2 protein-coding genes are annotated in these 13,729 nt (G+C 73.0%); both read right to left on the bottom strand.

From position 1 onward, the window contains the following. On the bottom strand, window positions 1–5,921 hold a 5,921-nt coding region (locus AB0395_RS46115), incomplete at its 3' end, for a type I polyketide synthase (RefSeq protein ID WP_366294060.1). Continuing rightward, entirely contained in the window at window positions 5,918–13,690 is a 7,773-nt protein-coding gene (locus AB0395_RS46110; RefSeq protein WP_366294058.1) for an SDR family NAD(P)-dependent oxidoreductase, read from the bottom strand. The genes AB0395_RS46115 and AB0395_RS46110, both read right to left, overlap by 4 nt. Window positions 13,691–13,729 lie beyond the last annotated feature (39 nt).

Raw genomic sequence — 13,729 nt, 5'->3', positions numbered from 1 at the left:
GCCATCCGCTCAGCGAACACCGGCGACGAGGCGAGCAGCTCACGCCCCATACCGATCCACTGCGCCCCCTGCCCAGGAAACACAAAAACCGGGCCGGCGTCGTCCTGGGCGGTGCCGGTGATGAGCGAGGGATGTGCGCCCTCGGCGCCGATCGCCCGCAGCGCGCCCAGCAGCGTCTGACGATCGGCCGCCACCACGGCGGCGCGCTCGCGGAAAACGGCTCGCCTGGTCAGTGTGCGCGCGACGGTGGCGGGGTCGAGTTCCGGCCGGGCCTCGACATGCGCGGCCAGCCGGGCGGCCTGCTCGTGCAGTACCGCTCTCGTCCTGCCGTGCAGGAGGATCGGCACCGGTGACGCCTCGGGTTCGGTGGCGTCGTCCGCGGGCACTGCCTCGATGACGACGTGCGCGTTCGTCCCACTGACGCCGAAGGCCGAAACCCCGGCCCGTCGGTCGCTCGTCCCGGGCCATGGCACGGATTCGGTCAGCAGGCGCACCGATCCCCGCGACCAGTCGACGTGCGGTGTGGGCGTGTCGGCGTGGAGGGTGCGCGGCAGCACGCCGTACCGCATCGCCATCACCATCTTGATGACGCCGCCGATTCCGGCGGCGGCCTGTGTGTGGCCGATGTTGGACTTCAGCGAGCCGAGCCACAACGGATGGTCACGGTCCTGGCCGTAGGTCGCCAGCAACGCCTGCGCCTCGATCGGGTCGCCAAGACGTGTGCCCGTGCCGTGCGCCTCGACGACATCGACCTCCGAGGCGGACAGACCGGCATTCGCCAGCGCCGCTCGAATGACGCGCTGCTGGGCACGGCCGTTGGGCGCGGTCAGGCCGTTCGACGCGCCGTCCGCGTTGACGGCGCTTCCCCGCAGCAGCGCCAGCACGCGGTGGCCGTTGCGACGCGCCTCCGACAGCCGCTCCAGCACGACGACACCGGCGCCCTCGGCCCAGCCCGTGCCGTCGGCGTCGGCAGAGAACGCCTTGCACCGGCCGTCCGGGGCCAGGGCGCGCTGCCGCGAGTACTCGACGAACGCCTCGCTTCCGGTCATCACCGTGACGCCGCCGGCCAGGGCGAGTGAGCACTCCCCCGACCGCAACGCCTGCGCCGCCAGATGCATCGCCACCAGCGACGACGAACACGCCGTGTCCACCGTCAGCGACGGCCCTTCCAGCCCGAACGTGTAGGCGATCCGCCCCGACAGCACGCTGGAGACGTTGCCGGTCAGCAGGTATCCCTCGACGTCGTCGGGGATCCGGTCGCCGGAGTGGCCGTAGCCCTGGTATCCGGCGCCGACGAAGACACCGGCCGCCGAACCGCGCAGCGACGACGGATCGATCCCGCCCCGCTCCAACGCCTCCCACGCCACCTCCAGCAGCAACCGCTGCTGCGGATCCATCGCCAGCGCCTCACGCGGCGAGATCCCGAAGAACCCCGGGTCGAAGTCCGCGACGCCGTCGACGAATCCGCCCTCACGGGCGTAGCTGGTGCCCTTGTGGTCGGGATCGGGGTGGTAGGCGAGGTCCCAGCCGCGGTCGGCCGGGAACGGCGTCACCGCGTCCACACCGTCACGTACCAACGCCCACAACTCCTCCGGCGACCCCACACCCCCGGGGAACCGGCACCCCATCGCCACAATCGCAACCGGCTCATCCACCCGCGCCACCGGCGGCACGACCGCGGGCGGCGCGGCCGGGCTGAGCCGCTCGTCGAGCATCTCCGTGAGCGCGAGAACGGTCGGGTGGTCGAAGACGACAGTGGTGGGCAGGTCGAGTCCGGTCTCCGCGGTGAGCCGGTTGCGCAGTTCGACCGCCATGAGCGAGTCGAAGCCCGCATCGCGGAACGGCCGGCCGACGTCGACCGCGCGTGGGTCGCGGTGGCCGAGTACGGCGGCGACGGCCTCGCGCACGATGTCACGCAGTTCCCGCGACCGCGGGAACGTCCCGGTTGCACCGGATGCCACGGCAGGCGGTGCCATGTCGGCGAGGAACGGGCGGGGACGCGCCGCGGCGAACAGCGGCAGGAACCGGGTCCAGTCGACGTCGGCGATCACGCTCACCGGCTCGTCCCGCGCGAGGGCGGCCTCCAGCGCGGCGAGCGCCGTTTCGGGTTCCAGCGGCGTCAGACCGTGCTCCTTGAGCCGGTCGCCGGCCGTACCGGCGGCCATGCCTGCCCCGGCCCATGGGCCCCACGCGACGGACAGGGCCGCCTCGCCACGGGCCGTCCGCTGCGACGCCAGGGCGTCGAGATGGGCGTTGGCCGCCGCGTACGCGGCCTGACGTCCGCTGCCCCACACGCCGGCCACGGAGGAGAACAGCACGAACGCGTCCAGCGGCGTGCCCGCGAGCAGGTCGGACAGGTGCTCGGCACCGACGACCTTGGCTGCGACGACCTCGTCGAACTCCTCGGCCGTCAACTCGGCCAGCGGCGTGGACCGCTCGGTTCCGGCCGCGTGCACGACCGCGTTGACGGGGTACTGCGCCAGCACCCGCGCGAGGGCCGCGCGATCGGTGACATCACAGGCGACGACCGTCGCTTCCGCGCCGAGTGCGGTGATCTCCTCGGTCAGCTCGGACATCCCGTCGGCAGTGGAACCGCGCCGTCCGACGAGCACGATCCGCTCGGCGCCACCCCGGGCCAGCCACCTCGCGACGTGGTGACCGAGGGCCCCGGTACCGCCGGTGACCAGCACCGTTCCACGCGGACGCCAATCGTCGGCCGCGGCGGGCGTCGTGTCCCGGACGAGTCGCCGGACGAAGACCTCACCGCCGCGGACCGCGAACTGGTCCTCGTCGGTGGCCGTGGTGAGCAGGCGGTGCAGCAGGTCAAGGACCGTGTCGTCGAGCGCGTCCGGCAGATCGACCAGGCCGCCCCAGTCGCGGGGTTCCTCCAGCGCGGCGACCCGTCCTGCGCCCCAGGTCTGCGCCTGCGCGGGGCTGCCGACGCCTTCCCCGGCCGTGACGGCGACGGCTCCGCGCGTGGTCAGCCAGAGCCGGGCACCGGTGCCGCGAACCCGCTGGATCAGCCGCAGCGTGCTGGTGAATCCGGTGTCGTCCAGGGCGAGCAGGGACAGGACACCGGCTGCGCCGTGGAGCCGGTCGTCCGGATCGGACTCGGTGAAGGTCGAAACGACGACGCCACGCGCGGCCAGCGCCGTGACGATCGTGTCGGCGACCGGGTTCGCGCCATCTCCCGGCACGGCGACGAGCCACCGGCCACCGGTCTCAGCGGCACCGGGCGGGAGGCGGTGGCGACGCCAGGTGACGCGGTAGCGGTCAGACGCGGGAGTCTGGGGCACGGGGTCGAGCCAGTAGCGTTCGCGCTGGAAGGCGTAGGTGGGCAGTGGAACGCGGCGAGCCCCCGTCCCCGAGAACACCGACGGCCAGTCGACCTCCACACCGCGGACGAACAGCTCGCCCACCGCGGCGAGCAGTGACTCCACCTGGGGGCGATCGGCCCGCTGCGCCGGGATGGCTCCGGTCAGTCCCGACAGCACCCCGTCGGGCCCTATCTCACACAGCACCGAGGCGTCCGATGCCTCGACGCCGTCGGCGAACCGCACCGCGGCCCGCACGTGCTCCACCCAGTAATCAGCCGTGCACACCCGTTCGGGGTCGGCGATCTCGCCGGTGACGTTGGACACCAGCGCCAGCCGCGGCGGGTGGAACTCCGCCCGGTGCATGACCTCGCGGAAGTCCTCCAGCATCGGCTCCACCAGCGGCGAGTGGAAGGCGTGGCCGACCGGGAGTCTGCGCCACCGCTCGAACCGGCCTGCGACGGCGAGGACGTCCTCCTCGGCGCCGGAGATGACCACCGACTGTGGGCCGTTGACCGCGGCGATGGACACCCGGCCGGTCAGTGCCGGCCGTACGTCGTCCTCGGACACCGGCAGGGCGATCATGGCGCCGGGTTCCAGGGCCTGCATCAGGCGGGCCCGTTCGGCCACGATCAGGCAGGCGTCCTTCAGGGAGAACACTCCGGCGATGTGGGCGGCGGTGATCTCGCCCAGGGAGTGCCCCATGACCGTGTCCGGTCGCAGGCCCCAGGATTCCAGCAGCCGGTACAGCGCGACCTCGAAGGCGAACAGGGCGGGCTGGGCGAACTCCGTGCGCGACAGGTCTCCTTCGAGGGGTCGCCCGGCGACCTCGCCGAATGCCTCGGTGACCGCGCCGAGCGCCTCGGCGAACACCGGGAACACCGCCGCCAGCTCACGCCCCATGTCCGCGCGCTGCGAGCCCTGACCCGCGAACAACACCGCCAGAGGGCCGCCGGCGGACCGCCCGTCCGGTCGGGTCAAGCCGCCGAGCCACTCGGCGAGATCCTCACGCGTACGGGCGACGGTCGCGGCGCGGTGTTCCAGCGCGGCACGGGCGGTCGCCAGCGAGAACGCCACATCCGCGACGCCGGTTTCCTGATCGGCGTCGAGGAAGGCGCGGAGCCGCCGAGCCTGGCCCACGAGTGCCTGCGGGGTGTGCCCGGACAGCACCACCGGCACCGGGCCCGAGTCCGCGTCCGGAGTCAGCTCGGCAGGCGTCTCCTCGGCCGACTCCAGCACGACGTGCGCGTTGGTCCCGCTCACCCCGAACGCCGACACACCGGCACGACGCGGACGCCCCGGATCCGGCCACTCCACCGGCGACGTCAGCAAACTGATCGCCCCCGACGACCAGTCCACGTGCGGCGTCGGTTCGGCGGCGTGCAAGGTCGGCGGCAGCGTGTGGTGCCGTATCGCCATGACCATTTTGATGATGCCCGCCACTCCGGCGGCGGCCTGGGCGTGCCCGATGTTCGACTTGATCGACCCCAGCCACAGCGTCTGGCCGGTGGTGCGGCCCCGGCCGTACGTGGCGAGCAGTGCCTCCGCCTCGATCGGGTCGCCCAGGCGCGTGCCGGTGCCATGCGCCTCCACCACGTCCACGTCCGAGGTGGACAGACCGCCGCTGGACAGGGCGGCGCGGATCACCCGCTGCTGGGATGGTCCGTTGGGCGCGGTCAGGCCGTTCGTCGCGCCGTCGGAGTTCACCGCAGAGCCGCGGACAACGGCCAGAACCCGGTGCCCCAGCCGCCGCGCGTCCGACAGGCGTTCGACGAGCAGCATGCCCATGCCTTCGGCCCAGCCAGTGCCGTCGGCGTCCGCGGAGAACGGTTTGCACCGGCCATCGGGCGCGAGCCCCCGCTGCCGGGAGAACTCCACGAACGGCATCGGGGTGGCCATCACGGACACTCCGCCGACCAGCGCCGCGGAGCACTCGTCGCGGTGCAGGGCCTGCACCGCGAGGTGCAGGGCGACCAGGGAGGACGAGCACGCGGTGTCCACGGTCAGCGTCGGCCCCTCCAGGCCGAGAGTGTAGGCGATCCTGCCGGAGGCGACGCTGCTCATGCTGCCGTTGCCGAGATACCCCTCGAAGCCGTCCGGCGGGTCGCGCCACAGCCGGGAGCCGTAGTCCTCGTAGATCGACCCGACGAAGACACCGATCTGGCTGCCGCGCAGGCTTGTCGGATCGATGCCGGCCTGTTCGATCGCCTCCCACGCGCCTTCCAACAGCAGGCGCTGCTGCGGGTCGATGGCCAGCGCCTCCCGCGGACTGATGCCGAAGAAGGCGGGGTCGAACTCGGCGGCGTCGTGCAGGAAACCGCCGTGGCGCACGTAGCTGGTGCCGGCGTGGTCCGGATCCGGGTCGTACAGCGCGGCCAGTCCCCAGCCGCGGTCGGCGGGGAAGCCGGTGACGGCGTCCCGGCCGTCGGCCACGAGGTCCCACAGCTGTTCGGGGGTGCGCACGCCACCGGGGAAGCGGCAGCTCATGCCGACGATGGCGATCGGCTCGCGCTGCCGGGACTCCAGCTCGTGCAGGCGCTGCCGGGTCTGCTGCAGCTCGGCCAGCGTGCGCTTGAGGTAGTCCAGGACCTTCTTCTCGTCGTTCATGCTCCGCCGATCTCCCGGTCGATGAGGTCGAAGACCTCGCTGAGCGTCGTGGCCTCCAGCGCGTCAGCCGGGGGATCGGCCGGTGGGGTGGCCCGTGCGGTGCCGCCGACCGCGGCCAGCAGGGCGTGAAGCCGGGCGGCCAGGTCGTCGCGGGTGGCGTCGTCGAGGTCCGTGCCGAGCACCATCTCCTCGATACGGCCCAGCTCGGCCACGGGATCGGCCCGGGTCAGCCGCGACCGCAGGAAGTCCGCGAGCACCGCGGGCGTAGGGTGGTCGAACACCAGCGCCGCGGGCAGTCGCAGGCCGGTGGCGGTAGCCAGCCGGTTGCGCAGTTCCACCGAGGTCAACGAGTCGAAACCCAGTTCGGTGAACGGCCGGCGCGGGTCAAGCGCGGCGGGATCGGCGTGGCCGAGCACCCACGCGACGTGCTCTCGCACCAACCGGTCCACATCCCGGGGCGTGTCGTGCTGCCGTCCGTCGAGCCGGTGGAGGCCGATGTCGCGGACGGTCCTGCGCGCCTGTCCGCGCAGCAACGCCGGGACGTCGCCGCGCAGCGCGGCCGTGTCCAGCCGCGACGCGGCCACCACCGGTTCGCCGCCGGCCAGCGCGCGGTCGAGCAGGTTCATACCGTCCGCGACGGTGAGGGCGGTCATGCCCGAGCGGGCCATCCGGTCGAAGTCGGCGGCACGCAGGTTTCCGGTGATCCCGCTGGGCACGTCGGACGGCGCCCACAGTCCCCAGTCGACGGACAGCGCGGGCAGGCCCCGGCTACGCCTGAGCCGGGCGACGGCGTCCAGTGCCGCGTTGGCGGCGGCGTAGGAGGTCTGCCCGGGGCTGCCGAACAGGCCGGACACCGAGGAGAACAGCACGAACTCGGCGAGGTCCAGCCCGGTGGTCAGCTCGTGCAGGTGCAGCGCGGCGTCGGCTTTGGATCGCAGCACCGCCTCGACCCGCCGCCGGTCGAGGGATTCGACGACGCCGTCGTCGGTGAACCCGGCCAGGTGGTAGACGGCTGTCAGCGGCCGTGAGAGCGACGCCACGACCTCGTCGAGCGACGCGCGGTCGCCGACGTCGCACGTGGCGACCGTGACCTCGGCCCCTGCCCCGGTCAGCGCCGCTTCGACGGCGGGGTCCAGTTCGGCGCGCCGGCTGACCAGCACCAGGTGCCGAGCCCCGCGTACGGTGACCAGATGCCGGGCCAGCGCCGTGCCCAGGGCCCCGGTGCCGCCCGTGACGAGCACGGTTCCTTCCGGGTCCAGCGCCGGTGGGACCGTGAGCACGACCTTGCCGACCTGGCGGGCCTGACTGAGATATCGGTACGCCTGGGGGGCATGCCTGACGTCCCAGGTGGTGATCGGCAGCGGCGCCAGCACACCGTGCTCGCTCAGCGCGACGATCTCGGCGAGGATCTCCGCGATGCGGTCGGGGCCCGCGTCGATCACGTCAAACGCCCGGTACGTCACGCCGGGATGGGCCCGGGCGACCTCGGCCGGGTCCCGCACGTCCGTTTTGCCCATCTCCACGAACCGGCCGCCGTCGGTGAGCAGGCGCAGCGAGGCGTCGACGAACTCGCCCGCGAGGCAGTCGAGCACGACGTCGACCCGGCCCTGGAAGCGCTGCTCGAAGTCCAGCGTTCGGGAGGAGGCGATGTGGTCGTCGTCCAGGCCCGCGGCGCGCAGCGCGTTCCACTTCGCCGGGCTGGCCGTCGCGAACGCCTCCACTCCCCAGTGCCGGGCCAGCTGCAACGCCGCCGATCCGACGCCGCCCGCACCGGAGTGCACGAGCAGCGACTCCCCTGCCCGCAGACCCGCGAGGTCGATGAGCGCGTACCACGCGGTGCAGAAGCCGACCGGCACCGATGCGGCCTCCGCGAAGGTCCAGCCACGCGGGATGGGCACGAGGTAGCGCCGGTCGGTCACCACGGTCGGGCCACAGGCGCCGGGCATCAGGCCCATCACACGGTCGCCCGGCGCGAGGCCGACCACGCCGGGTCCGGTCTCCATGACGACGCCCGCGGCCTCGATGCCCAGCGGGCCTGCCTTGCCCGGGTACATCCCCAGCGCGTTGAGCACGTCGCGGAAGTTGACGCCCGCGGCCCGCACCGACACCCGAACCTCGCTTTCGGCCAGCGGCGCGGCGGCCGCGGGATTGTCGACGAGGACGAGGTTTTCCAGCGTGCCGCGCTCCGCGACGTCCAGTCGCCAGGTCGTCGAACCGGCGGGTGGCGTCAACGGGCGCCCGTCGTCCATCCGGGACAGCCGAGGCACGAGGAGCGTGCCGCCACGTACCGCCACCTGCTCCTCGCCGCTGGCCAGGGCGGCCGAGAGATCGCCGGTCTCGCTGTCGGTGTCGACCAGCCGGAAGCGGCCCGGTTGTTCGAGCTGGGCCGAGCGGACGAATCCCCACACGGCCCCGGCCGCCGGGTCCCGGTCGACGCCGTGCGTGACGACCACGCACGGCTCGTCGCGTCGGCACACCTCCAGCGCGCGGGCGACGGCGGCGTGGACATCCTCACCGGTGGGGAATCGCACCACGGTGGACGTGGCGGCAGAAACGGCCTCGCCCGTGTATTCGACCCAGTCGAGGCGCATCAGCGGCACCGCGCCCGCAGCGGCGGCGGGCATCGGCCGGAACACCAGGGAGGAGATCTCGGCCACCGGCGTGCCGGACAGGTCGGTGAACACCGCGGTCACCGATTCCGGCGCGCTCCGGGTCAGCTGGACCCGCACAGCGGTGGCACCGGTGGCGAACACGCGGACCCCGTTCCAGGAGAACGGGAGCAGCACCTCACCCACGCTGTCGAACGTCACGGCGAGTGCGTGCATGGCAGCGTCCAGCAGCACCGGGTGCACGGTGAAACCGCCGCCCTCACCCGAGGGCAGGGCTACCTCCGCGACCAGGGTGTCCCCGTGTTCCCGTACGGCGCGCAGCGCACGGAAGCCCGGCCCGTAGTCGTAACCGCGGCCGGCCAGCGTCGCGTAGACGTCGTCGACGTCGTGCTCTGTGCCACCGGCAGGGATCATGTGGCCGGGGACCGGACCGTCACCGGGGGCGACGACGGCGGTGCCGTGACTGGTCCACGGCCCCGACGCCTCGGCCTTGGAGTGCAACCGGACGGTACGGTGGCCGTCGGCGTCGGGTTCGCCGACCGTGACCTGGATGCGCACCGTCCCGGACGCCGGGAGCGTCAGCGGCGCCTCCAGGGTGAGCTCCACGACGACGTCGCAGCCGACCGTCAGCCCGGCATGGACGACGAGGTCGACGAAACCCGTTCCGGGGAACAGGGTCCGGCCCGCGACGACGTGGTCGGCGAGCCAGGGCTGCGTGCCGACGCCGATCCGTCCGGTGAACACCGTGCCCGCCCCGCCGGCGAACGGGACCGCCTCGCTGAGCAGGGGGTGCCCGGCCGGGACGGCCGCCGATGGCGCCGGGGCGTCCAGCCAGAGGCGCCGCCGCTGGAACGCGTACGTCGGCAGTTCCACCGGACGCGCACCGGTGCCCGCCAGGAACACCTCCCAGTCCACGTGCGCGCCGTGGGCGTACAGACGCCCGAGCGCCGACAACACGGTCTGCCTGTCGTCACGGCCGTGGCGCAGCAGCGGCACGACCAGCGACTCGCTGCCCGACAGGCAGTCCTCGACCATCGGCGTCAGTGACGCCGCGCCGCCGATCTCGACGTACCGGGTGACCTCCAGATCGTCCAGGGCGCGGACGCCGTCGGCGAAGCGCACCGCGGAACGGGCGTGCCGGACCCAGTAGTCCGCCGACCGCAGGTCGTCACCGGTCACCGGCAGCCCGGTCACCGTGGACACCACCGCCATCGCGGACTCGCCGTACTCGATCTCCTCCGCGACCGCTCGGAACTCGTCGAGCACCGGGTCCATCAGCGGCGAGTGGAACGCGTGGCTGACGGTGAGTCGCTTGGTATCGCGGCCCCGGCCGGTGAACTCATCGCGCAGGGCGAGCACGGTCTCGGCGGCGCCGGACACCACGACCGAGTCCGGCCCGTTGACCGCGGCGATCGCGATGTCGTCGTGTCCGGCCAGGGCTGCGCGGACCTCGTCCTCGTCGGCACGTACCGCGACCATCACTCCGCCCGGGGGCAGCTGTTGCATCAGCCGTCCGCGCGCGGCGACCAGGCGGCATGCGTCGGCGAGCGAGAGCACACCGGCCACGTGGGCCGCGGCGATCTCACCGACGGAGTGGCCCAGGAGGACGTCCGGCACGACACCCCAGTTCTCGAGCAGCCGGTACAGCGCGACCTCGGTCGCGAACAGCGCCGGCTGCGCGAACTCCGTGCGGTCCAGTGTGCCGTCGTCCACACCGAAGATCACCTCGTGCAGCGGGCTGGCCAGCGGCAGCCGTGCCGCCACCGCGTCGAACGTCTCCGCGTAGACGGGGAACTCGTCGTACAAACGCCTGCCCATCTCGTGCCGCTGCGCCCCCTGGCCCGCGAACAGCACCGCCGTACGGCCTTCGAGCACCGTGCCGACGTCGAGGGTGCCGGTGAGCCGCCGGACGGCATCGGGCACGTCCGCGGCGAACACCACGGCACGGTGGTCGAACGCGGTCCTGGTGTGCGTCAGCGAATGCGAGACGTCTCCAAGGCGCAGGTCAGGGTGCGCCTTCAGGTGTTCGGCGAGCGTACGGGCCTGCTCTGCGACTCCGGCACGGGTGCGGGCGGACACCATCAGCGGCATCATCAGCGGTACCGTCGGCGGCACCGGTTCGGCGGCCGCCGGTTCAGGCTCCGGGCCGGGTCCCTGCTCCAGGATCACGTGCGCGTTGGTGCCGCTGACTCCGAAGGAGGAGACCGCGGCGCGGCGGGGGCCGTCCCACGGCCGGTTCTCGGTGAGCAGTCGGACGTCGGCCGCCGACCAGTCGACCCGCGTGGACGGTGTGTCGGCGTGCAGGGTGCGCGGCAGCACACCGTGCCGCATCGCCATCACCATCTTGATCACACCGCCGACCCCGGCCGCGGCCTGGGTGTGCCCGATGTTGGACTTCAGCGACCCGAGCCACAGGGGGCGGTCGCGCTCCCGGCCGTAGGTCGCCAGCAGCGCCGACGCCTCGATCGGATCGCCCAACCGCGTGCCGGTGCCGTGCGCCTCGACCGCCTCGACGTCCGATGTGGACAGACCGGCGCCGGCCAGCGCCCGGCGGATGACCCGCTGCTGGGCCAGGCCGTTGGGCGCGGTCAGCCCGTTGGACGCGCCGTCGGAGTTGACCGCGCTGCCGCGTACGAGCGCCAGCACCCGGTGACCGTTGCGACGCGCCTGCGACAGCCGCTCCAGCACCAGCACGCCCGCGCCCTCCGACCAGCCGGTGCCGTCGGCGTCCTCGGAGAACGCCTTGCACCGGCCGTCGGCGGCCAGGCCGCGCTGCCGGGAAAACTCGACGAACACGTCCGGCGTGGACATCACCGTCACCCCACCGGCCAGCGCCAGGTCGCATTCGCCGTTGCGCAGCGCCTGCGCGGCCAGGTGCAGGGCGACCAGGGAGGATGAGCACGCGGTGTCCACGGTCAGCGTCGGCCCCTCCAGGCCGAGGGTGTAGGCGATCCTGCCGGAGGCGACGCTGGAGGCGCTGCCGGTGCCGAGGTAACCCTCCAGGTCGCCGAGGCTCGTTCCGAGGCGGGTCCGATAGTCCTGCTGCACCTGCCCGACGAAGACACCGGTCCGGCTCCCGGCCAGGGTCGACGGGTCGGCGCCCGCCCGCTCCAGCGCCTCCCAGGAGGTCTCCAGCAGCAGTCGCTGCTGCGGGTCCATCGCCAGCGCCTCACGCGGCGAGATTCCAAAGAACTCCGGGTCGAAGTCGGCGGCGTCGTACAGGAAGCCGCCGCGCCGGGTGGTCGACGTGCCGTGATGGTCCGGATCGGGGTCATAGAGCGTCTCGACGTCCCAGCCGCGGTCGGCAGGGAAGTCACCGATGGCGTCACGACCGGCAAGGACGAGATCCCACAGCTGCTCGGGTGTCCGCACACCGCCGGGAAAGCGGCAGCTCATGCCGATGATCGCGATCGGGTCGTCCGACACCACGGCCGTCTCGTCGGCGACCGCGACGCCCGTGCCGGTGAGGTCGGCGTGGATACGCTCGGCGAGCGCGGTCGGCGTGGGGTGGTCGAACACGACCGTCGCCGGCAGCGTCAGACCGGTCACGGCGTTGAGCCTCCTGCGTAGGTCGACGGCCATCAGCGAGTCGAAGCCCGCCTCGCGGAACGCCTGGTTCGGCCGGGCAGCGCTCGCGTCGGCGTGGCCGAGTACCGCCGCGACCTGCGTGCGCACCATCCGCAGCAACTCGCCCCTGGACCACGACCGCACCGGCCCGCCGGCCTGCTCGGTGGGCGCTGCCGTCGCCAGTTCCCGGAACAGCCCGGTGTCGCGGACGGCGGTGTAGAGCGGCGCGAACACCGACCAGTCGGCGTCGACGACGGCTACCGCCTCCGAGAGCGTCGCCAGGGCGGCGATCGCCTCGTCCTCGGGCATCGCCGTGATGCCCCGCCGGGTGAACTCCGGCGCGGTGTCGTCGCCCTGCCACGGTCCCCACGCCACGGCCGTCGCGGGGAGCCCCTGTGCGCGGCGTCGCTGGACGAGCGCGGTGAGGTGCGCGTCCTCGGCCGCCGTGTCGAACTGGCCGACGCCGCCCCAGACACCGGCCAGCGTCGTGAACACCACGAACGTGTGCAGGTCAGCACCTCGGATCAGGTCGTCGAGGTTGCGCGCGATGGCGATACGGTCGTCGGCGGCGGCATGGACGACGGCCGTCACCCGGTGCCCGGCGATGACCGCCGCGAGAGCGTCGCGGTCGGCAGCGTCGCAGGCGATGAATGTGACGCCGGGGCCGAGCTCGGGCACAGGCCGCCCGCCGCGGCCAAGCAGCAGCACCTGGCCGGCCCCGTTGCCGAGCAGCCACCGGGCAGCGGCCCTGCCCCGGCGCCCTGCGCCGACAACCAGCGCGGCGCCACCGTTCAGCCTGGTCACGGCCTGTCCGGATGCGGGCACGAGGCGCGGTACGTACACGCCGCCCGCGCGGATCGCGACCTCGTTCTCCGCCCGGCCGGCCAGTACGGAGGCGAGCCGCCGCAGCACCGGCTCGCTGTCCTCTGCGGGCAGGTCGATCAGGCCGCCGAACCGGGTCAGGGGGTCGAGTCCCAGCGTACGGCCGACGCCCCAGGTCTGTGCGGCGACCGGGTCGGGCAGGGTGCCGCCCGCAGGCGTCGCCTCACGAGTCAGCAGCCAGATCGGGGCGTCGGCCACCACGGTCGAGGGGTCCACGTCGGGCAGCACGAGCAGTCCGGCCATGTCCGTGTCGGCCACCTCGTCCGGGCCGAGCAGGACCACGTTGTCAAACACACCGACCAGCGAGCCTGCGGACCCGGTCGTCACCACGGCCCAGGTGCCGATGGGCCGGGCGGCCACCGGTTCGGGCACCGGGCGCCAGTCGATTCGGTACTGTCGGCTGTCCGCACCGGACTCAGCGGTGGCAGCCACGGTCACCGGACGCGCGTGGTCGGCGATCCAGAAGCGTTCGCGTTGGAAGGGGTAGGTGGGGAGTTCCGCCATAGGGCCGTCGCCCAGCAAGGCCCCCCATTCGACCTTCACCCCGGCCACGTGCGCCTCAGCCGCCGACCGGACGAAACGATCCCACCCGCCGTCATCGCGGCGCAGCGTCCCGACCGCGTTCTCGATCCCGTGCACCAGCACCGGATGCGCACTGCATTCGATGAACGGGCCGTTTCCGGCTGAGCGGATCGCCTGGTCGAACAGCACCGTGTTGCGCAGATTCGCGAACCAATACCCGGCATCCAG

Source organism: Streptosporangium sp. NPDC051023, from assembly GCF_040689595.1.
Lineage (GTDB): Bacteria > Actinomycetota > Actinomycetes > Streptosporangiales > Streptosporangiaceae > Streptosporangium.
This window is presented reverse-complemented; position numbering and strand designations above follow the sequence as displayed.